The organism is Sorangium sp. So ce1335 (assembly GCF_051521615.1).
Classification (GTDB): domain Bacteria; phylum Myxococcota_A; class Polyangia; order Polyangiales; family Polyangiaceae; genus Sorangium.
Map to the genome: position 1 here is coordinate 2,411,439 of NZ_CP150363.1, position 21,598 is coordinate 2,433,036.

The following is a 21,598-nucleotide window of genomic DNA, read 5'->3' on the forward strand; positions in this document are numbered from 1 at the left end:
CGCGACGCGGCGTTCGCCAGGCATCCATGGGAGTCTACCAGGGTGTCTCCCCTGTCGGGGAGTCCGTTCGCGCTCTCTATTTGCTCGCGCTTCCCGTCCGCTCCCTTCCGCATCCCTTCCGCCCGCCTTGCATCCGGAGCGCGATCGGGGTTTCATACTGCCCGGGGCGGGAGAGGGGGCAAAGGAACGTACCGGACCGGCGGGAGCGGCGGTCTGCCTCGCTGCGCCCTTTGCCGGACATCGTCGGCGTGGCGCGCCGCGGCGAGCGCTCCAGCGCGCGGATCGGGTCGCCCGGGTGGGCCGTCACACCGGGTGCATGAGCGAGGTCGCCCGCGCTGCGCTGGCGGCTGACCGGTGGGCTCGCGCCGTATCGGCGTGGGTTGTCCCGGCGTGGGGAGAGCGACGCGCCGTCCGGCGAACGGCCCTGCCGAGGAGATGCGAGGGGAGCCATGGCTGGCAAGCACGTGATCCTGGTTGCAGAGGACGACGTCGACACGGCAACGATGCTGGAGGAGCTCCTGACGCTGGAGGGGTACGAGGTCGAGCTCACCGCGACCGCGCGCGGGGCGCTGGACGCGCTCGCGGAGCGGCATTTTCAGGCGGTCCTGCTCGACCTGACGATGCCGGGCATGACAACGGATCGGTTCGTCGCCGAGCTCGCGGGGCTCGGTGCGCGCTCTCCGCTCTTGATCTTCTCGGCCCGCCTGCCGCACGAGATACAGTCGATGGCCGAGCGGCTCAATGCGGCCGCGCTCATCCCGAAGCCGGTCGACATCGATGCGCTGCTGAGCGCCCTCTCGCGGGTGGTGCTCGCCGCCCCGGGCGAGGGCGGTTGACGTTGCCCGCTCGACCCGCGCCGGCCGACCTTCCGGCGCGCTGCGCTGCTGCGCTCCTCCGCGACGGTGGTACGATCACAGGGCGTGAGGTTGTGGGCGCGGCCGCTCCGCGCTCACCCCGGCTGGCCGCAACCCTGGCTGACCGCAGATCCAGACGAGAGCGGCTTCGCCGGAGCGCTCCCCTGCTGTACCATCGGGCTCGCCGCCGACGACCGAACACCGCGATGCGTACGCCCGAACTTCTCCCGCGAGCGCCGTCCGGCTCGAACGCCTCCGCCGCCGCACGCTCCCGGCGCACTGGCGAGCATGCCAGCGGCGACGCGCGAACGGGCGCCGCTCAGGGACCACGTCGCGGCGCCGATCGCCGCAGAGAGACCTCCATGTGCCTCCTTCCTCGCAGAACGAGCCCAATCAAGCGGCTCCCGAGCAGGGATTCAGGGCTTTCCCTGTTTCGCCGCGACGTCAGCCTTTCGCATAGTGGTTGATGCACCGTGCCTGCCGCTCCCTTGAAGAGGATCCTCGTTGTCGATGATGATCCGGATATTCGAGAGACCCTCGCCGAGCTCCTGCAGGAGGAGGGCTACGCCGTCGCATCGGCGGCCCACGGCGGTGAGGCGCTCGGCGCGCTCCGGACGGACCCGAGGCCCGACCTCATCCTGCTCGATCTCATGATGCCCATCATGGATGGTTGGCAGTTCAGGGCAGAGCAGAAGAAGGACCCGGAGCTCGCCTCGATCCCGGTGGTGATCATCTCGGCGACCGGGCGAGACGAGTTCGTGTCCTCGCTCGGCGCGGCGCAGTTCCTCAAGAAGCCGATCAACCTCGAACAGCTGCTCGCCGCGGTCGAACAGCACTGCCGGTGACGGGGCATTGCCGCTGTTCGTGTATGGCACGTTGATGCGCGGCGAGCGCTCGCACGAACTGCTCGGGCGCGCGCGGTATCTCGGGCCCGCCCGCACGGCCCCGTCGTTCGAGCTCGCCGATCTCGACGCCTATCCGGCGCTCGTGCGCGGGGGCTCGATCGCGATCCTCGGCGAGCTCTACGAGCCGGATCGGGAGACGCTCGCCGCGCTCGACCTCTACGAGGGGTGCCCCGACCTCTTCCGGCGCGAGTCGATCGAGCTCGATGGGGGCGCGCGCTGCGAGGCGTACCTGATGCCCGCGGCGACGGTGCGCGGACGTCGTCGCATCGCCTCCGGCGACTGGCGGACGCGGCAGCAGCGATGAGCGCGTCAGTCGAGGCCCGCGCGGCGCGCTGGCCGTAGCCCGGAAGCAGCGCCCTCGTCCTTCTCGGCGCCCGTCCTGTCCTCGACGACGAGCAGCAGGGCCGGGAGCTCGCCCTCGTCGGCCTGGAGCCGGAAGGCAGAGATCGACAGCGTCCTGCGCCCGGCGCGCGCGTGCACGGCCTCGAAGCGGAGGTCGACCAGCGCGGCGCTTCGGTGGAGCACGTCCCGGAGCCGCTGGTCGAGCTGCGGGGTGTACCAGCCCGCGTCGATGGCCGAGAGAGGCCGCCCCTCGATGTCGCCGAGCGAGACCATGAACAGCTCGCAGTAGCGCCGGGTGGCCGCCCGGATCCGGAGCTCGCCGTCGAGCAGGAGGAACGGGTGGCGCAGGACCTCGAAGACGGCGGAGATGCGGTCGCGCGGGCCCGCGAGATCGCGCCCGGCGCGCCTCGGCGCGTCGCCCTCCAGCCAGCAGATCACCGCGCCGCCGACCTCGCTCCTGGCGCTCCGGGAGGGGCGCACCCGGATGACGTAGGAGCGGCCGTCGCGATCCTCGACCTGGCGCTCGACGGTGCTCCGCGTCTCGAGCGCCTCGGCGACGAGCGGCGCGACCTCGGCCCAGCCCCTCGGCTTGACGTCGAGGATGGATCTGCCCACGTCGCCCGCGGCGACGCCGAGCAGCCTGTCCGCGGCGCCCGTGACGCGGCGGATCCGGAGGTCCGGATCGAGCATCACCATCGGGACGTTGACGCTGGAGAGGAGGTCCTCCAGCTCGTCGTTCGCGCGCCCGAGCGCGACGTTGCTGCCGTGGAGCTCGTCGTTGATGGTCGAGAGCTCCTGGTTCGCCGACCGGAGCTCTTCCCGGGAGGACTCGAGCGCGTCGTTCATCCTGTGCAGCTCGTCGTTGCTCGCGAAGAGCTCCTCGTTCGCGCAGAGGAGCTCCTCGTTCGTCGCCTCGAGCTCGTCGATGATCGCCTGGAGGTACTCCCTGGTGGTGCCGAGCTCCCTCCGGAGCTGGACGAGCTCCAGATCCTTCTGCGGGTCCCCCTGGGGCGTGTCGCCGCCCGCGTCGAGCCTGGCCGCGCCCGACTCCGAGAAGATGACGAGGAAGCAGCGCCCCTGCGGGAGCCGGACCTTGAGCGGCCACACCTCGATGTCGACGTACCGGACCCTCTCTCCCTGCCTGACCTTGATCTGCTCCTTCCGGGCCATCGTCCACGAGCTCATCGACGCCTCGATGGCGGCCCGCAGGCCGAGCAGGAGGCCCTCTCGGGCCATCTTGAAGAGGTGCAGGCTGGCGTCGCCCGGCGCCGGCTCGAGGTAGGGCCCTGTCTTGCCCCGGAACTGGAGGATCTGCATGTCCTCGTCGACCACGACGCCGGCAGGCGCGTAGTGCGTCACGACGATGGCGTCGGCCTCCTTGCGCACCGCGTCCATGCCGACCGCCTCGGGGTACCGCGCCTTCTCCGCGGCGGGCGCGGGCGCGCCCGGGAGGGCGGCCGGGACGAGGGAGTAGGTCGACTCGGGCGCGGCGCGCTTGCAGAAGATCCTGTGGGTCCTGTCCACGACCCCGAACAGATCGGGCACCGTGCTGATGCTCTCGGACGAGCCGAGGAGCAGAAAGCCCGTGGGCTTGAGCGCGTGGTGGAAGGTGTGCAGCAGCCGGCGCTGCAAGCTCGGCTCCAGGTAGATCATCAGGTTGCGGCAGCTGATGAGATCGAGCTTCGAGAGGGGCGTGTCGGCCGTGGCGTCGTGGCGCGAGAAGACGCAGAGATCGCGGACCGACTTGTTGACCTGGAAGCCGCCTTGCACGCGGACGAAGAAGCGGCGCAGCCGGCTGGGCGAGACGTCGATCGACAGACCCTCGACATAGATGCCGGCCCGCGCTTGCTGGATGGCGGCCTCGCTCAGGTCGGTGCCGAAGATCTGGACGGCGTGGTCGCTCGCGTCGGCCTCGAGGAACTCGAGCAGCGAGATCGCGAGGGAGTAGACCTCCTCGCCCGTCGAGCAGCCCGGCACCCAGACGCGAACAGGGGAGTCCTGCGGCCTGTTGTGCATGAGCACCGGCAGCACGTGGGTCTTCAGCGCGGCGAACGCGCCGGGATCGCGGAAGAACGTCGTGACCTTGATCAGCAGATCCTGGTAGAGCGCCTCGATCTCGCGCGGTTGCGCTTGCAGGTGGTCCAGGTACTCCTGCAGGCTCCCGATCCCGTGCAGCGTCATCCGGCGCTGGATGCGGCGCTTCAGCGTGCTCTTCTTGTAGTGGCTGAAATCAACGCCCACCGTGGCGTGGAGCAGCCGGAACAGCTTGCCGAGGACAGGGTCGACGCCGAGGGACGGGCCCTGCGTGAGCCACGGAGCGAGCCCGGGTCCGGGACGGCCCATCCTCACGAGCTCCGCCGCGATCTCCTCGACGCCCGAGACGAAGTCGACTCCTCCGGCGGCGACGGCGTTGCGTGGGAGCGCCGGCCGGTCGGCCCTGCGCGGGTCCTCCGCGAACGTGACCCCGCCCTCGGCCTTCACGCTCTTCATGCCGAGGGCACCGTCGCTCCCTGCGCCGGAGAGCGCGACCGCGACCGCGCTCGATCCGAGCTCGCTCGCGAGCGAGCGCAGGAAGACATCCGCGGGGCTCGGCCCGCCCTCGCCCCGCGGCGCGAGCTCGACGGTCACGCCGGCCAGCGTCGCTCGCGCGTCCGGCGGGAGGACGTGGACGTGACCTGGCATGAGCCTCATCCCCGATCGAAGCTCGGTCACGGGCAGAGGGCTGCTCTGCACGGCGAGCTCGAGCAGCGGGGTCTCGCCGGGATCCGCGGCGTAGATCAGCACGAGCGAGAGGCACGTATCCCGGCTCGGGAGGCGCCGGAGGAGCTCGGCGATCGCGCCGCGCCCGCCGGCCGCTGCGACGACGCCGACGACGAGGCTGCGCAGATCGCCCTCGGGGTGCGCCTCGCCCGCCGTGGAGGAAGCGCCAGCGCGTCGGAGCGGCTCGAGCGAGCGCCTCGGCGCAGCCACCCTGCCGGGCGGAGGCGCGGCGTCGCCCTGGGCCGTGGCCCTGAGTTGCGTCCGGCGTGACTTCTTCTGTTCGGGCATTGTGACTTGGACGGCTGAGCGCCTCCTCAGGCGCCTCGCAGCCGCGGGGACCTGATGACGACGAAGCTATGGTTGCGGTGTGCGATCGGTCAACGGGGCGGTCATCGGCAGTGCTCGTGCGCGCTGAACACCGTGTCCGAGCATCTCAATCACCTTTCATGAGGTCAGGACAGCGCAGGGGGCGATGAGCGGAGCGGCGCATGGTCGATCTCGTCAACTCGTCCCGTCGAGCTGCGCGAGGAGCTGCTCGAGCTGCTCCAGGATGCGCGTCGACTGGTCCGACACCGCGCGGGCGGCGTCGCTGATCCTGATCCGCGTCATCTCATCCATACTCCCGCCGGGCTGGAGCCTGGTCAGCGCTTCCAGCGCGGCGTCGTGGCGCGCTCGCGCGACCCGGGCCGCCGCCATGGCGCGGCGCAGGCGCGTGCGCGGGGGCTCCAGGCTCTCGATCCTGGACCACCTGCTCTCTGTTCGATCGCGCCGCGCCCCGTCGTCGGCGTTCGCCTCGTGCTCGGCGTTCGCCGAGGTGGTCTCGTGCGCCTCGAGCAGCGCGGGCGCCTTGCCCCCCCGCAGCGCGCGGGCCACCTCGTCCCCCGCGCCGCGCGTCTGATCCGTGCGCGGGGCGTCTACCTGAACCCGGATGCTGACGCTGATCTGCCGGCTCGCATCGGGCTCCCACGCCGCGTCCCATCCTGTCTCGTCGACGATCTGCTTCGTCGCGTCGTTGACGAGGAACACCTGATCGGCGTCGTGGAACCGCTCTGCCCGCAGGGCTTGCAGCGCAGAGCGCGCCGTCTCGAGCGAGCGGATGTGCTTCATGAGCGCAAGCCGCCTGCCCCGGAAGCGAACGTAGATGCTGTAGCTGATCTGGGGCGCCATCTGCTTCGCCTCGTGGGCCCGGTCGCATCATGCGGTGTTCAGCGTTTCTGGAGAGCAACTTCAAGGTACGCTCGCCGCTGCGTCGGGCGGAGGAGGCGGCTCACCCGCCCACCTCGTCCTCGCCGCTCGCGGCGGCGAGCGTGTGCCGCGCTCCTGCCGAGACCTGCGCCGGGGCTCACGCCTCTGGCACCGCCGTCAGCAGCACCAGGCTCCCGGCGGTCCGCTCGGCCGCCCTGCAGGCGTCGCGCACGAGCTGCCACTCCGCCTTCACGAGCTCCGCCATCAGCGAGCCGTCCTGACAGAGGGCTTTGCAGAGGGACTCCTCGGCGTCGTCCCCGAACGAGAGGACGCGGATCGCGACGGCCAGCGCGAAGTCCCTGGTCAGCCGTACGCGCAGATCGACGTCCGGCGTGCAGACGTGGAGCGCGTGCTCGGCGACGGCGCCCTCGATCCTGTCCGCGATCGATCGCGCGGCGTCAGCCCGCCACTGGATCGAGCGGCACGTCTGCCGGAGCAGCTCCTGGAACACTCGTTTCTCGCAACCCACCCGTGTGCTCATACAGCCCCCCTCGACAGCGCCCGTTGCTCGAAGGAGCGCCGCTCCGCGAGCGCCGGCCATCGGCCGGAGCGCGCGGCGGTCGACATGGCGCGGCTGAACGAGCAGGACCGCTCCCCATGGCTGCGCTCCTCCGGAGATCGCCCGAGCGGCTCCCTCGGCCACCGGACCCACCCCCCTGACTGTCCCGAAGCTGAAGTCCGGTAATGGTCACCTCTAGCTCAGCTGGCGCCCGACCGACCGCTGGGGTGATGAGGAATAGCGCATCAGGGATTTCCTGTACAAAAGCGCTCGATCTGCGCCAGGAGCTTCCATGCTCTTTCAGGAAGCTCCTGGCACCCCGGCGCTGTCTGCCGATGGCGGCTCGGCTCTCGGCCCACCATCGCGTCGGCCGCGATGGCGGGCGGCGCGCGTCAGGTCGCCTTGGCCCTGGAGCGCCTGCGCTCGCCGCCCGCGCGCTCGCCGGTCGCGCCGGCGGCCGGAGCGGCGCCGGCGGTCTGCTGCGCGCTCCGCGGCGGCGCTTCCGTGACCGACGGGTCAGCGACGGCGCGCACCTCCGGGGCGAGCAGGCCGTGCGTGAAGAGCTGGAGCACCTGCGCGCACCAGCCAGCGATGTCTGGTCTGGACGGCGCATCGATGAGCTTGCGCACCAGGCGATCGAAGGCGCCGGAGATGAGCGCGGCGATGACGCCGGGATCGAGATCGCGCCGGTAGAGGCCGATGTCCATCGCGTACCGGACGCGACTCTCGACCTGGCGCGCGACGCGCTGGGCGAACTCGTCGATAAGGTAGGCGTAGGGGGCCCCGCCGCCGCCCGCGAGCATCATCCTGAGCAGCGCCCGGTTCTGCCAGCAGAACTCGAGCACCTCGACGTCGTGCGCGAGGATCCGCTTCAGGTACTCGTTGATCGACGCCCTCTCGCTCTCGAAGACGATGGGCGGCGGCTCGACGCACCCCGCGAGGCGCGCGATGAAGGTCTCGACGATCTGCTTGAAGCAGTCGTCCTTGCTCTGGAAGTGCAGGTAGAAGGCGCCCTTCGAGACGCCGGCCCGCTCGGTGATGTCCTCGACCCGCGCCGCGGCGAGGCCGCGCTCCGTGAACGCTGCCTCGGCGGCGCGGAGCAACTCGATCCTGGCGCGGCGATCGGCGAGGCGGGGCATTCTGACTGGTCGGTCAACTCCGGGGACGGAGCCACTATGGGAAGACCGCCAGGGGCCGTCAAGCTGGCTCGGCCGCACGCTTCGCGACGCGCCGCGTCCGACGCCTCGCGGCTGCTGGCACGAGCGATGCTCCTGGTTCGGTCGATGGAACTTCGGCCGAGGAAACCAGGGTGACCGTGGTGCGGCGAAATGCAGCAGGGCGTGACGCCGCGGCCGGAGAGCCCACGGCGGCGGCGCTCGTCCCCAGCCGTCCCTCCCTGCCGAGCCTGCGCGAGGCCGCCGCGGGCTGCCGAGCGTGCCCGCTGTGGGAGCGGGGCACGCAGACGGTGTTCGGCGAGGGCGCGGCGCGTTCCGACGTGCTCCTCGTCGGCGAGCAGCCGGGCGACAAGGAGGACCTGTCCGGCAAGCCGTTCGTCGGCCCGGCGGGGCAGCTCCTCGATCGCGCGCTCGCGGCGGCGGGGATCGAGCGGAGCCGGGCGTACGTGACCAACGTCGTCAAGCACTTCAAGTGGGAGCCGCGCGGCACGCGGCGCATCCACAAGAAGCCCGACGGCCGCGAGATCCGCGCCTGCCTCCCGTGGCTCGCCGCGGAGATCGCGGTGGTGAAGCCCCAGATCGTCGTGTGCCTCGGCGCGACGGCGGCGCAGGCGCTGCTCGGGAGCTCGTTCCGGGTCACGCGCGATCGCGGCCGCGTCGTCGCCTCGCCGCTCGCGCCGCGCACGCTCGCGACCGTGCACCCGGCGTCGATCCTCCGCATGCCGGACGAGGCCGCCAGGCAAGCCGAGCTCTCCCGCTTCATCGAGGATCTCACCGCGGCGGCGCGCGCGCTCGGCTGAGCGGTCCCCGCCCGGCGCGCCCCGCCTCCTCGCGGCCATCGCTCGCGATGGAGTAGGATTCGCCCCCGATGAGCACAAGCCCACAGCCGGTCCCGGGCGCAGAGCAGCGCGCGCCGCCCCCGTCGACCGCGCACGCCCCCGGCTCGAAGAAGATGTGGCCCCTGATGCTCGCGGCGCTCGGCGTCGTCTACGGCGACATCGGGACGAGCCCCCTCTACGCGATGAAGGAGTGCTTCAGCCCCGCCAGCCCGCACCACGTGGCGCCGACGCCGGCCAACGTGCTCGGGGTGCTCTCGCTGATGTTCTGGGCGCTGATGCTGGTGGTGACCGTCAAGTACGTGACGTTCATCACGCGCGCCGACAACGAGGGGGCGGGCGGCATCCTCGCGCTCCTCGCGCTCGTGCCGAACAGCGAGCGAAGGGGCGACGGCCGCGGCCTCCTCGTGCTCCTCGTCCTGTTCGGCGCCTCGCTCCTCTACGGCGACGGCGTGATCACGCCAGCGATCTCGGTGCTCTCGGCGGTGGAGGGCCTCGAGGTCGCGACGTCGACCCTGAAGCCCGCGGTCGTGCCGATCACGTGCGCCTTGTTGCTCGCCGTGTTCCTCGTCCAGAAGCGCGGCACTGCCGGGATCGGGACGATCTTCGGGCCGGTGACGCTCGTGTGGTTCCTCGCGCTCACGCTGCTCGGGGCGAAGGAGATCCTCCACAACCCGGGCGTGCTCCGGGCCGCCTCGCCGGAGTACGCGGTGAGCTTCTTCCTCGAGAACAAGCTGCACGGCTTCCTGATCCTCGGCGCGGTCGTCCTCTGCATCACCGGCGGCGAGGCGCTCTACGCGGACATGGGCCATTTCGGCCGCGAGCCGATCAAGTACACCTGGTACACGATCGTCTGGCCGGGTCTGCTCATCAACTACTTCGGCCAGGGCGCGAAGCTCCTCGAGGACCCGACGGCGGCGGCGAGCCCGTTCTACGCGCTGGTCCCGTCGTGGGCGCTCTACCCCACGGTGGCGATCGCGACCGCGGCGACCGTCGTCGCCTCGCAGGCGCTCATCTCCGGGGCCTTCTCGCTGACGCAGCAGGCGGTGCAGCTCGGCTATTTCCCGCGCGTCACGGTGGTCCACACCTCGAAGGACGAGGCGGGGCAGATCTACATCCCCGAGGTGAACAGCGGGCTCCTGGTCTCGTGCCTCGTGCTCGTGGTCGCCTTCAAGAACTCGAGCGCGCTCGCGGCGGCCTACGGCATCGCCGTCACGGGGACGATGGGGATCACGACGGTCGTCTACTACGTGGTCACCCGGAAGACGTGGGGCTGGCCCGTCTGGAAGTCGCTCCCCCTGGCCGGGCTCTTCCTGGTGATCGATCTCGCGTTCTTCGCGGCGAACAGCGCCAAGTTCTTCCACGGCGGCTGGGTGCCCATCGTGATGGGCGCGGCGACCTTCACGGTGATGACGACCTGGAAGACGGGGCGCATGCACCTCGCGGCCGCGATCAAGTCGGCGATCCTGCCGCTCGACATGTTCCTCGAGGACGTGAAGCGCATGAAGCCGCACCGGGTGCGTGGGACGGCGGTCTTCATGGCGTCGAACCCGGAGGGCACGCCGCCGATCCTGCTGCACCACGTGAAGCACAACCAGGTGCTGCACGAGCAGGTGGTGCTCCTCTCGATCCAGGTCTTGAACGTGCCGGAGGTGCCGGCCGAGCGGCGCGCGACGGTGATCCCGCGGGGCGAGGGCATCTACCAGGTGACGGCGTGCTACGGCTTCATGCAGACGCCGAACGCCCCGTCGGTGCTGGAGGGGTGCAAGCGGCACGGGCTCACCATCGACCTCGGGAGGACGAGCTACTACCTCGGCAGGGAGACGCTGCTGACGACGGGCAGCTCCAAGATGTCGCGGTGGCGCAAGGCGCTGTTCGCGTTCATCTCGCGCAACGCGCGGCCCGCGACGGCCTACTTCGGGCTGCCGCCGAACCGCGTTGTCGAGCTCGGCATGCAGGTCAATTTCTAGGCAGGGCGCGGCCGCGCGGCGATCAAGGGCCGGTGTACCGGGCGCGCGGGCGCAGCATGTAGCCCGCCTCGCGCTGCTCGAAGGCGTGGGCGATCCAGCCCGCGGCGCGACCCACGGCGAAGAGCGCCGCCGCCGAGCCGGCCGGCAAGCCGAGCGCGGCCGCGATCGCGACGAGGCCCACGTCGAGCGACGGCGGATCGTGGCCGGCGTCGCGCAGCGCGTCGACCAGCGCGAGCACGGTGCGCAGCGCCGCGGTCTGCGGCGCGAGCGCGCGGGCCGTCTCGAGCAGCACCTGCGCGCGGGGGTCGCCGTCCGGGTAGAGCCGGTGCCCGAAGCCGGCGATGGGCTCGCCGCGCCGCAGCCGCTCGTGGACCGCGGCGGCGGCGCGCTCGGGCCGGCCCGCCTCGGCGACGAGCGCCTCCACCCGGTCGGCGGAGCCGCCGTGCCGCGGGCCTGAGAGCGCCGCGAGCCCGGCGCTGACGCAGGCGTAGAGGTCGGCGCCGGTGGACGCCGCCACCCGGACCGCGAACGTCGATGCGTTCAGCTCGTGATCGGCCGACACGAGCAGCGCCCGGTTCACGGCTCGCTCGGCCTTCTTCGACGGGTTCGCGCCGAGGGCGATGAGCAGACGCCGCGCCGTCCCCTCGGCCTCGAGGGCGGCGGTCGCCTTGCTCGCGTCCCGCCCGAGGCCGACGAGCGCCGCGAGCGATCGCACGAGCGCGCGCGCCCGGGCCCGCTCCGCGTCGCTCGTGGGGATGCGCCCGTCGCCCGAGGGCGCGCCCACGTGGCGGGTCGCGTCGTGCGCGCCGATCGCGGGCACCGCGAGCGCCAGCGCGGTGAACGGCGGCGCGCCGTCCGGCAGGAGCGCCGCGAGCTTCGCCGGGCGGACGCCCAGCCGGACCGGCCGCGCGGCCGGCGCGCCCTCCGCGGGCAGCTCGCCCGTCCACAGGAGCTCGGCCACCGCCTCGAACGGCGCGTCCTCGAGCGCCAGCGCGACCGCCTCCTTGCCCCGGTAGACGGGGCCGCGCGGCCCGATCGCGGTGAGCGCCGACTCGAGCACCGGCTCGCCCCACCGGAGCGCCTCGGCGGCGACCGGGCCGTGGCCGGCGCGCGCGTCGTGCCGCGCCTTGAGCCGCTCGATGTCCGCCCTGAGGTAGAGCCGCGCGCGCCCGCGCTCGCCGGGCACGCCCCGGAGCACGCCCCGGCTCGCGTACGCGTAGAGCGTCTCCCGCTTCACGCCGAGCAGCTCCGCGGCCTCGGCGCCGGTCACGTACGCGGAGGCCCGTTGCTCCGTGTCAGGTCGATCAACCATGAGAGCCCATCAACATGAGGTCCATCCTGTCCACCCATCCAGGAGGCGCGGGTCGGGGATCGCGGGGCGACCTCTGTCCCTCCTAGCACCGCGCTCCTCGATCGATCCCGGGATTTTTCGCGTGACGCGCCCCGCGGCCGCCGTCCGCGGCGGACCTCCGCTCTCCGCGGCCCGAGCCAGGGAGGGGCGCGCTGCACGCCTGCGTCGCCCGCGTTGCCCTCGCCGCCGGGGGCGCCCCGTATCCGCTTCGATATCGTGCATGGTTGATTGTACAATCAAGGTTGATCAACCATTCGCGATGCACAACATGTCCTCAGCGGAGGTGATCGGGATGAAGGACATGGCGGCGCCGCTCGCGAGCGGCCTGGAGGGTGTCGTGGTGGCGGAGACGCGGCTCTCGGAGGTGGACGGGGAGCGGGGGAGGCTCACCCTCGCCGGCCACGACGTCGAGGAGCTCGCCGGCGACGGCGGGGCGACCTTCGAGGACGTGTGCGGGCTGCTCTGGGGCGGCGCGTTGCCCGGGGCGGCGGAGCGGGAGGCGATCCGGGCTGCGATCGCGGAGGGCAGGGCGCGGGCGTTCGCGCTCCTCGGCCGGATCGGGGACGCGCTCACGGCGCGCGACGGCATGGACGCGCTCCGCGCCGCGGTCGCGCACCTCGGGAGCGAGGCGCCGCCGGCGGCGATCGCCGGGGCGATCGCGACGTTCGCGGCGGCGTGGGCGCGGCGCGCGGCGGGCGAGGCGCCGGTCGCGCCCGATCCGGCGCTCAGGCTCTCGGCCGACTACCTGCGGATGGCGCGGGGCGCGGCGGCGAGCGAGGCCGAGGCGCGCGAGCTCGACACGTACCTCGTGACCGTCTCGGACCACGGCATGAACGCGTCCACCTTCGCCGCGCGCGTCGTCACCTCGACGGGGTCGGACGCGATCTCCGCCGTCGTCGCGGCGATCGGCGCGCTGAAGGGGCCGCTGCACGGCGGCGCGCCGGGGCCGGTCCTCGACATGCTCGACGCGATCGGCGCGGCGGCGGGCGGCGCGGCGGCGGGCGGCGCGGCGGCGGGCGGGGGCGGCGAGCCGCCCGCCGGCAGCGCCGAGCGGTGGGTCCAGGCGGAGCTCGCGGCGGGCCGGCGCATCATGGGCATGGGGCACCGGATCTACCGGGTGCGGGATCCGCGGGCGGCGGTGCTCGAGCGGGCGATCGAGCGGCTCGCGCGCACGGCCGGCGGCGCGCGGGGCGCCCGGCTCGCGCTGGCGCGCGCGGTCGAGCGGGCGGCGGAGGCGGCGCTCCGCGCGCGGCACCCGGACCGGCCGCTGCGCGCGAACGTCGAGTTCTACACGGCGGTGCTGCTCGACGCGCTCGGCCTGCCGCGCTCGCTGTTCTCGGCGACCTTCGCGGTGGGCAGGGTCGCCGGTTGGTGCGCGCACATCGACGAGCAGCGGCGCGCCGGGCGGCTCATCCGTCCGAGCTCCCGCTACATCGGGGGCGTCCGGCCCCGGGTCGACACACCGCCGGGCGGACTTATTTAAGACAGACGGCGGGCATTCCTCTCAACCCCGTCGTCCTGCCATCCCTGCCGAACACAGATCGCCGGCAAGACCGTACTGCCGCCCCAGAAAGGCGAAAGGAGAACGCGTCGCGCGCAGGTAGGACGTTGTTCGTCCGGCAAAGTTGGCAGCTTCGCGGGGGTACTGTTATCGTGTTCAGTATGTCGCCCGTCGCTCTTGCCGCTCCTCTCGCCCGGGACCTCCTGCGCCATACCCTCCCCGAGTTCGAAGCGCGCGCCAAGACGCTCCCGCTCACCTTACAGGAAATCAACGACGCGCTCCCGGAAGGGGGGCTCCCGCGCGGGGGTGTCGTCGAGCTCGCCGCCCCCCGCGGGCTGGGGCGCTCCACCTCGGTGGCCCTCTCCGCGTGCGCGTCGGCGCAGGCGGAGGCGCGGCTGCGCGGGACGAGCGCGACGGCGGGGGCGTGGTGCGCGTGGATCGACCCGAGCGGGTCGCTGTTCGCGCCGGCGGTCGCGCGGGCGGGGGTCGACCTGAGCCGGCTGCTCGTGGCGCGGCCCCCCGTGGAGATGCTCGCGAAGGTCGCGGTCCGGATGGCGATGAGCCGAGCGTTCGCGGTGCTCGTGATCGACGTCGCCGGGGTCCCCGGGGCCTTCGGCCAGGGCACGGCGAAGGGGGAGCGGGGCGCGCCCGCGGCGGGGCGCCGCGAGGAGGACCTCGCGCGCTGGGTCAACGTGGTGCGCAAGCTCGCCCTCGCGACCGAGGGGAGCGACGGGACGATCCTGCTCCTCACCGACCGCCAGGCGGCGCGGCCGATGCCTTTGCCGGTGGCGATGCGGCTGGAGCTCGAGCAGGTCGCCGAGGACCGGCTGATGGTCCGCGTCGCCAAGGACCGCCGCGGGCGCGTGACCTCGCCGACGCCGGTGGTGCTGGGGGAACGATCGAGGGCGAAGGCCGAGCGGGCGACGGGCGGCGAGCCCCGGCCCGCGCTGTCGCGGGCGTGAGGGAGGAGGAGGAGCGATGGCGGTGAGGCGTATTGTGGCGATCGTGCTCCCGCAGCTCGCGTGCGAGCTGGTGAAGCAGCGCGGACCGGTCTCGCCGAGCGGGAAGGCGCCGCTCGCGGTGATCATCGGGGGCGACGAGGAGCGCCGGGCGGCGGTCGCCGCGCGGTCCGATCGCGAGCCGCCGGCGCCGGTCGCGGTGATCGACGTGGTCGACGACGAGGCGCGGCGGTACGGGGTGAGACCCGGGCAGAAGGTCGTCGAGGCGGCGGCGCTCGTCGCGCACCTGGCGATCCACCGGGTGACGTTCGCCGAGATCGACGCGGCGCTCGGCCGGGTGGCCGAGGTGGCGCTCGGGCTCGGGGCGACGGCGGCGATCCAGCTCGGCGAGCAGGGAGCGCCGCGCGCCGGCGCGCCCCGCGCGGGGGCGTCGCGGGCGGGCCGCGCCGGAGAGCGCGCGGCGAGCGCGGCGCGGAGCCCCTGGGGCGACGGCCCGTACGACACGGTGTGGCTCGACATCACCGGGGCGTCGCACCTCGTCGGCGGCGAGGAGGCGCTCCTCGACGAGCTCGGCGAGCGCGTGGCGGCGCTCGGCCACCGCGCGCGGCTCGCGATCGCCGACGGGCCGCGGCTCGCGCAGGCGCTGGCGCGGTTCGGCGCGCAGGCGCTGGACGGCGGGGGGCGAGGGATCGACGCCCTGATCGCGCCGCCCGGCAAGGGGGCGCAGGCGATCGGGCCGCTGCCGGTGCAGGCGCTCCCGGTCGAGCGCGAGGTGGCGAGCTTCCTCGTCCGGCTCGGCGTGCTCCGCGTCGAGGACCTCGCGCGCCTGCCGCGCGCGCAGGTGGCGTCGCGGCTCGGCCCGCGGACGCCCGAGGTGATGGAGCTCCTCGCCGGCCGCGATCCCGTGCCGCTCCTGCCGTTCGAGGTGCCCCGGCTGATCGAGGAGGAGGTGCTCTTCGACGAGCCGGTCGAGAGCGCCGAGTCGCTCCTGTTCGTGCTGCGCGGCATGACGTCGCGCATCGCGTCGCGGCTCGCCGCGCGCGGCGAGGCGTGCGGGCGGCTCAACGTGGCGATCGCCTACGACCGCTCGATCGCGCGGCTCCGGCTCGGCGAGCGCGAGGACGACGGCGCCGCCGCGCTGCTCGAGGACGACGAGCGCGGGCCCTCGATGCGCTTCCACGTCGACATGCCGGTCGCGCTCTCGGACGCGGGCGATCTGCTCCGGCCGATCAAGGCGAAGCTCGAGCGCATCGAGCTCGCGGCGCCCGCGGTGGGCGTCCACCTCATCGCCTCGCGGATCACGCGCGCGCGTCAGGTGCAGCTCGATCTGTCGCGCGACCGCTCGGTCGACCCGGACAGCTTGCCCGCGCTCCTGGCCGAGCTCTCGGCGGAGATCGGCCAGGAGCGGGTGGGCGTCCTGGAGATCGCCGACGCGCACCGCCCCGAGGCGCGCTCGCGGCTCGTGCCGGTCGAGGACGAGGCGGCGATGGCTCGCTCGTCGGCGGCGGCCCGCGCGCGCGCGGCGGCCGAGCGGGCGGCGGCGGAGCAGGGCGGGGGCGCGGAGGCCGGGGGCGCGGCGGGGGCCGAGGCGCCTTCGCCGGAGCCCGCGCGGCTGCTCGCGCAGCCGATCCCGCTCGGCCGCGTCGGGCGCGGGGCGATCGTGGCCGTGGATCGGCACCTCTACGCGATCGAGCGGCTCTCGTTCGTGATGCGGATCGACGCGGTGGAGTGGTGGACGCCCACGCCGGCCTCGCGCGACTACGCGCGCGCCTGGCTGGTCTCGGGCTCGCCCTCCGGCAGGGCCGCCGCGGGGCGGCTCGGAGAGCTGCGCCCCCGTGACGGCGCGAGCGCGAGCTCCTGCGGCGAGGCGTGGATCTACGTCGACCGCGCGACGGGCGAGGCCTTCCTGCAGGGGTGGTGCGCGTGAGCCCCGGCGCCTCGGTGCCGTTCGTGGAGCTCTGCGGCCGCTCCTGCTTCTCCTTCCTCGAGGGCGCCTCGCACCCCGAGGAGCTCGTGCACCGCGCCAAGGAGCTCGGCCTCGAGGGGCTCGCGCTCTGCGATCGCGACGGCATCTACGGCAGCGTCCGCGCGCACACGGCGGCGAAGAAGATCGACCAGCGGGTGATCGTCGGGGCCGAGCTGACGATCGGCGCGCCTCGGCCGGCGGCCGAGCGCGGCGCGCAGCGCGCGCCGGAGGCGCAGCCGTCGGTGGTCCTCCTCGTCGAGGACAGCGAGGGGTACGCGAACCTCTGCCGCCTGCTCACGATCGCGCACGCCGATTGCGAGAAGGGGTCGGCGAGCATCTCGGCGGAGGCGATCGCGGCGGCGCCGCGGGGCCTCACGGCGATCATGCCGCTCGATCCGCTCGTGCCCGCGGCCGTCGCCGGCCCGCTCCTCGGCGCGCTGCGCGACGCGTTCGGCGAGCGCGCGCTCGTCGCGACCTGGAAGCACCTCGACCGCCGCGACGGCGAGCGGGTCGCGGCGGCCCTCGTCGCGGAGCGGCGCTACGGCGCCTGCGCGGTGGCGACGGCGCGCCCGCTCTACCACCACCCGTCGCGCAAGCCGCTCGCCGACGTGCTCACGTGCATCCGGACCAAGACCACGCTCGATCAGGCCGGCACGCGGATCGCGCCGAACGCGGAGGCGTACGTGCGGTCCGGCGCGCAGATGGCGGCGCTGTTCCGCGACCATCCGGCCTGGATCGCGCGCACGGTGGAGGTCGCGTCCCGCTGCCGCTTCTCGCTGTCCGAGCTCCGCTACAGCTTCCCGAGCGACGCGCTCTGCATGCCGGGCGAGACGTCGGACCAGGCGCTGCGCCGCCTGACCGAGGAGGGCTGCCGCGACCGCTACCCCGCGGGGACGCCGTCGCAGGTGCGCGCGCAGATCGAGAAGGAGCTCGCCCTGATCGCCAAGCTCGGCGTGGCCCCCTACTTCCTCAGCGTGCAGCAGGTCGTGAAGATCGCCCGCGCGCGGCAGATCCTCTGCCAGGGCCGCGGCAGCGCGGCGAACAGCGCTGTGTGCTTCGCGCTCGGCGTGACCGCGGTCGACCCGGCCCGGTCCAACCTGCTCTTCGAGCGCTTCCTGTCGGAGGAGCGCAACGAGCCGCCGGACATCGACGTCGATTTCGAGCACGAGCGCCGGGAGGAGGTGATCCAGGCGATCTACGAGATGTACGGCCGCGACCGGGCGGCGATGGTCTCGGAGGTGATCGCCTACCGCGGGAAGAGCGCGCTGCGCGAGGTGGGCAAGGCGTTCGGCTTCTCGCCGGACCAGGTCGACAGGCTGAGCGGCCTCGTGCTCCACCACGAGGCGGACATCACCGAGCAGCGGGTCAGCGAGGCCGGCCTCGATCCGGACGACGTGCGCGTCCGGCAGGCGGTCCTGATGGCGAGCGCGCTGGAGGGCTTCCCGCGCCACCTCTCGATCCACGTCGGCGGGTTCGTCCTGTCGTCGGAGCCGCTGCACAAGGTGGCCCCGGTCGAGCCCGCGCGGATGGAGGCCCGCACGGTGATCCCGTGGGACAAGGACGACCTCGACGATCTCGGCTTCTTCAAGATCGACGTCCTGGCGCTCGGCATGCTGACGGCGATCCGCAAGGCGCTCGCGTTGATCCATTCGGAGCGGTACGCGGCGCTCGGAGGGGCGGTGATCGGCGCGGGGCGCGCGGCGCGGGCCGGCGCGCCCGAGGGAGCGCCGGCCGACGCGGCGCTGGACGGTGCCTCCGAGGGGGCCTCGGTCGACGCGGCTCGCGACGGTGCCCCCGCGGCCTCCTCGGCCGACGAAGAGCGGGCTCACGCCTCCGTGGCGGGCTGGGGCCACGCGGGCCGGGGCGCCGCGTTCGATCCCATCGCGGCGCTCGCGCAGATCCCGCCGGAGGACCCGGCTGTCTACGAGGCCATCGGCCGGGCCGACACGGTCGGGGTGTTCCAGATCGAGAGCCGCGCGCAGATGGCGATGCTCCCGCGGCTGAAGCCGAGCAAGTTCTACGACCTGGTGATCGAGGTGGCGATCGTGCGCCCCGGGCCCATCCAGGGCGGGATGGTGCACCCCTACCTGCGCCGGCGCACGGGGCAGGAGCCGCCGGTGTCGCCGCACCCGTGCCTGGATCCCATCCTGGAGCGCACGCTCGGCGTGCCGCTCTTCCAGGAACAGGTGATGCAGATCGCGATGGTCGGCGCGGGCTACACGCCGGGCGAGGCCGATCAGCTCCGCCGCGACATGGCGGCGTGGAAGAAGCACGGGCGCCTGGAGCGGCACCGCGGGCGGCTCATCCAGGGCTTCGCCGAGCGCGGGATCTCGGCGAGGTTCGGGGAGATGCTCTACCAGCAGATCCAGGGCTTCGGCGAGTACGGCTTCCCGGAGTCGCACGCGGCGAGCTTCGCGCTGCTCGTGTACGCGTCGGCCTGGCTCAAGGTCCACCACCCGGCGGCGTTCACCTGCGCGCTGCTCAACGCGCAGCCGATGGGGTTCTACAGCCCGTCGGCGCTGGTGCAGGACGCGCAGCGGCACGGCGTGGAGGTGCGTCCGGTGTGCGTGGTGCAGAGCGCGTGGGACGCGACCCTCGAGCCGGGCGCTGGGCCCTCGGCGGTCCCTGCGCTGCGGCTCGGCATGCGCCTCGTGAAGGGGCTCGGCGAGGCGGCCGTGGCGTCGATCGTGGCGGCGCGCGAGGACGCGCCGTTCAAGAGCCTCCCGGATCTCGTTCGGCGCGCGGAGCTGAAGAAGAACGAGGTGGAGGCGCTCGCCGAGGCGGGCGCCCTCGCCGCGCTGGTGCCCGCGCGCAGGGAGGCGCTCTGGCGGGCGCGCGCGCCCCGCGTGGACGGGCTGTTCGATGGCGTGCCGATCGAGAAGGACAGGGACGTGGGGCTCCCGCCGCTCCGGCCGCTGGAGCAGCTCGCGCTCGACTACGGGCGCGTGGGCCTGTCGCTGCACGACCACCCGATGCGGCACCTGCGGCCGGCGCTCAAGCGGCGCCGCGGGGGCGGGCGCGTACGGACCGCCGAGGAGATCAAGGCGGCGCGCAACGGCGAGAGCGTGCGCGTCGCCGGGATGGTCGTCGGGCGCCAGCGCCCCGCGACGGCGAGCGGCGTGACGTTCGTGACGCTCGAGGACGAGACCGGCGTGGTCAACGTCATCGTCCAGAAGCAGGTCTTCGCGGATCACTACCAGGTGGCGCGGCACGCCGCGCTCCTGCTCGTCGCCGGGCGGGTCGAGCGCCAGGGCGAGGTGATCCACGTGGTCGCGCGCGAGCTCGAGCGGCTGGAGCTGCCCAGCGGGCAGGAGGTGTCGCTCAAGTCGCGCGACTACCACTGAGGCCGCGCGCCCACGGAGGCTCGGTGCGCGGCGACCTTCGGCGGTCGAGGTGCCGGCGCGCGTCAGCGCGAGCGAGCGTCAGCGCGAGCGAGCGTCAGCGCGAGCGAGCGTCAGCGCGAGCGAGCGTCAGCGCGAGGCGACGACCTCGTCGACCATCGAGAGCAACGTCGCCGCGTCGAACGGCTTCAGGAGCAGCCGCGCGTCGACCTGCTGCAGGAACGCCTTGCTGCGCTCCGTGAAGGCGCCGCCGGTCAGGAACACGACCCTGCGCTGCTGCTCGGGCGCGAGCTCCGCGAGCGATGTGTAAAAATCCATCCCTGTCATGTCGGGCATCATCAGGTCGCAGAGGATGGCGTCGTAGCGCTCGCCGGCGCGGATCCGGGCGAGCGCGTCGCGGGCGCTCGCCGTCGCGGTCGTCTCGTGCCGTGGCTCGAGCGTCCCCGCGATGGCGCGCGTGAGCAGCGGCTCGTCGTCGATGATGAGGACCCGCTGCCGCGGCGCAGCCTGCGGTTCGGCCGCGGTGGGCCTGCCGCCCTCGCGCGCCCATCGCGGCGCGCCGGCGCAGGGCACCGCCGGGGCGCCCGCCTCATCGGGCCCGGCGGCGGGGAGGACGACGCGGAACGTGCTCCCCTCGCCGGGGCGGCTCTCCACCTCGATCCGGCCCCCGAGCGCCGTGACGATGGAGTGGCAGATCGCGAGCCCCAGCCCGAGGCCCTCTCCCTTGCTCGTGTAGAACGGGTCGAGGATCCGCCCGAGCGCCTCGGGCGCGATCCCCGTGCCCGTGTCGCGCACCTCCACGACGACCCGCCCGGCGGCGTCGCAGCGCGTCGAGAGCTCGATCTCGTTCTGCTCGGCGAGCCCCTCGGGGATGGCCTGCGCGGCGTTCACGAGGAGGTTCAGGAAGACCTGCGCGAGCCGCGGCTCGTTCGCCTCGACGGGCGGCACCTCCCCGAAGCTCCGGACGACGCGGGCGCGGTGCCGGATCTCGGTCATCGCCATGTGGACGCAGGAGTCGAGCACCCGCCGGACGTCGACCGGCCCGCGGCGGTCCTCCTCGGCGCGCGAGAAGGTGTGGAGGTCGCGCACGATGAGCCGCACCCGCTCCGCGCCCTCGCGCGCGTCTTCCAGGAGGCTCAGCACCTCGGAGAGCTCGCTCGAAGGCCCGCGGCCGTCGCCGTGAGAGCGACCCCAGGGGCCGCTGCGCGAGGCGGTGCTCCGTCGATCGAGCGAGGCGATCCGCCGGATGGCCGCGTCGACGTTCGTGATGACGAAGGCGAGGGGGTTGTTGATCTCGTGGGCCACGCCGGCGGCGAGCGTGCCGACGCTCGCCATGCGGCCGGCGAGGACGAGGCGGGCCTGCGTCTGCGCGAGCGCGTGGCGCGCGGCGGCCTCGCGCGCGGCGCGCTCGCGGGCGACGCGGAGCCGCGCCCGGGCGCCCGCGCCGTCGCCCTCGCCGCGCACGAGCAGGACGTCGCTCGCGCCCGCTGCGAGGATTCCATCGACATCCGCGTCGCGCTCGGTGAGGGCGAGGACGATCACGACCTCGCCGCCAGGCTGCGCCCGCAAGCGGCCGCAGAGCGCCGCGGCGCCGGCCGGGTCGCTCCAGTCGACGGCGAGCACCGGCGGCGGCTCGCGCAGGCACTGCTCGAGCGCGCGCTCGGGATCGGAGGTGACGCCCACGTCCGGCACATGGCGTCGGATCAGCGCCTCGAATCGCTCGCTCGCCGCGGCGCCCCCGCGGACGAGCAGGATAGCGGCCGATTCCGCGCAGCCCATCGACGTCCTCTCAACGTGGGTTCGCAGCCCCTTTACCGCATCTCCACCCCGGCGTGCAGGCAGGTGATCCGTCCCCGCGCGCCTTCCCCGCGCCCCCCGCGTCGCCGGCCCTTCC

At 73.5% G+C, this 21,598-nt stretch carries 15 protein-coding genes; 9 read left to right on the plus strand and 6 right to left on the minus strand.

Annotated elements, in window-relative coordinates; all coding sequences use genetic code 11:
- Positions 1-449: 449 nt before the first annotated feature.
- From WMF24_RS08980 to WMF24_RS08990, 3 genes are all read left to right on the plus strand, one after another.
- Positions 450-836: a response regulator gene (locus tag WMF24_RS08980; RefSeq protein WP_437735963.1), complete on the plus strand. Its 387-nt coding sequence runs from the start codon at positions 450-452 to the stop codon at positions 834-836.
- Positions 837-1,342: 506 nt separating this feature from the next.
- Positions 1,343-1,699, plus strand: coding sequence for a response regulator (locus WMF24_RS08985; RefSeq protein WP_437735964.1), 357 nt, complete (start codon positions 1,343-1,345; stop codon positions 1,697-1,699).
- Positions 1,700-1,718: 19 nt separating this feature from the next.
- Positions 1,719-2,063: a gamma-glutamylcyclotransferase family protein gene (locus WMF24_RS08990; RefSeq protein ID WP_437738780.1), complete on the plus strand. Its 345-nt coding sequence runs from the start codon at positions 1,719-1,721 to the stop codon at positions 2,061-2,063.
- A gap of 5 nt (positions 2,064-2,068) precedes the next feature.
- On the opposite strand, the gene WMF24_RS08995 is transcribed toward WMF24_RS08990, so the two are convergent.
- From WMF24_RS08995 to WMF24_RS09010, 4 genes are all read right to left on the minus strand, one after another.
- Positions 2,069-5,149 carry a CheR family methyltransferase gene (locus WMF24_RS08995; RefSeq protein WP_437735965.1) on the minus strand — a complete coding sequence of 1,027 codons (3,081 nt, stop codon included), beginning with the start codon at positions 5,147-5,149 and terminating at the stop codon, positions 2,069-2,071.
- 213 nt (positions 5,150-5,362) lie between these two features.
- Entirely contained in the window at positions 5,363-6,028 is a 666-nt protein-coding gene (locus tag WMF24_RS09000) for a hypothetical protein (RefSeq protein ID WP_437735966.1), read from the minus strand.
- Positions 6,029-6,203: 175 nt separating this feature from the next.
- Positions 6,204-6,575 (minus strand): hypothetical protein, encoded by a 372-nt coding sequence (locus WMF24_RS09005; RefSeq protein ID WP_437735967.1) that lies wholly within the window; start codon positions 6,573-6,575, stop codon positions 6,204-6,206.
- Between the two features lie 422 nt (positions 6,576-6,997).
- Positions 6,998-7,744: a TetR/AcrR family transcriptional regulator gene (locus tag WMF24_RS09010; RefSeq protein WP_437735968.1), complete on the minus strand. Its 747-nt coding sequence runs from the start codon at positions 7,742-7,744 to the stop codon at positions 6,998-7,000.
- 176 nt (positions 7,745-7,920) lie between these two features.
- Here WMF24_RS09010 and WMF24_RS09015 point away from each other — a divergent pair, with 176 nt between their 5' ends.
- Together WMF24_RS09015 and WMF24_RS09020 are read left to right on the plus strand one after the other, a co-directional pair.
- Positions 7,921-8,580, plus strand: a complete 660-nt coding sequence (locus tag WMF24_RS09015) for a UdgX family uracil-DNA binding protein (protein ID WP_437735969.1) — start codon at positions 7,921-7,923, stop codon at positions 8,578-8,580.
- A gap of 68 nt (positions 8,581-8,648) precedes the next feature.
- Positions 8,649-10,586 carry a potassium transporter Kup gene (locus WMF24_RS09020; protein WP_437735970.1) on the plus strand — a complete coding sequence of 646 codons (1,938 nt, stop codon included), beginning with the start codon at positions 8,649-8,651 and terminating at the stop codon, positions 10,584-10,586.
- A 22-nt stretch (positions 10,587-10,608) separates the two neighbouring features.
- On the opposite strand, the gene WMF24_RS09025 is transcribed toward WMF24_RS09020, so the two are convergent.
- Positions 10,609-11,898 (minus strand): citrate synthase family protein, encoded by a 1,290-nt coding sequence (locus WMF24_RS09025; RefSeq protein WP_437735971.1) that lies wholly within the window; start codon positions 11,896-11,898, stop codon positions 10,609-10,611.
- A 331-nt stretch (positions 11,899-12,229) separates the two neighbouring features.
- Between WMF24_RS09025 and WMF24_RS09030 the strand changes: the two genes are divergently transcribed.
- From WMF24_RS09030 to dnaE, 4 genes are all read left to right on the plus strand, one after another.
- The gene (locus tag WMF24_RS09030; RefSeq protein ID WP_437738781.1) at positions 12,230-13,420 is read left to right on the plus strand and encodes a citrate/2-methylcitrate synthase; all 1,191 of its coding nucleotides are present in this window, start codon (positions 12,230-12,232) and stop codon (positions 13,418-13,420) included.
- A 179-nt stretch (positions 13,421-13,599) separates the two neighbouring features.
- On the plus strand, positions 13,600-14,400 hold the full coding sequence (locus WMF24_RS09035) for a recombinase A (RefSeq protein WP_437735972.1): 801 nt from the start codon (positions 13,600-13,602) through the stop codon (positions 14,398-14,400).
- A gap of 16 nt (positions 14,401-14,416) precedes the next feature.
- Entirely contained in the window at positions 14,417-16,324 is a 1,908-nt protein-coding gene (locus WMF24_RS09040; RefSeq protein ID WP_437735973.1) for a DinB/UmuC family translesion DNA polymerase, read from the plus strand.
- Positions 16,321-19,707 carry a DNA polymerase III subunit alpha gene (gene dnaE / locus WMF24_RS09045; protein WP_437735974.1) on the plus strand — a complete coding sequence of 1,129 codons (3,387 nt, stop codon included), beginning with the start codon at positions 16,321-16,323 and terminating at the stop codon, positions 19,705-19,707. Before WMF24_RS09040 ends, dnaE begins: the two co-directional genes overlap by 4 nt.
- Before the next feature lie 126 nt (positions 19,708-19,833).
- Here dnaE and WMF24_RS09050 read toward each other — a convergent pair whose 3' ends face one another.
- Positions 19,834-21,483, minus strand: a complete 1,650-nt coding sequence (locus tag WMF24_RS09050; protein ID WP_437735975.1) for a hybrid sensor histidine kinase/response regulator — start codon at positions 21,481-21,483, stop codon at positions 19,834-19,836.
- Positions 21,484-21,598 lie beyond the last annotated feature (115 nt).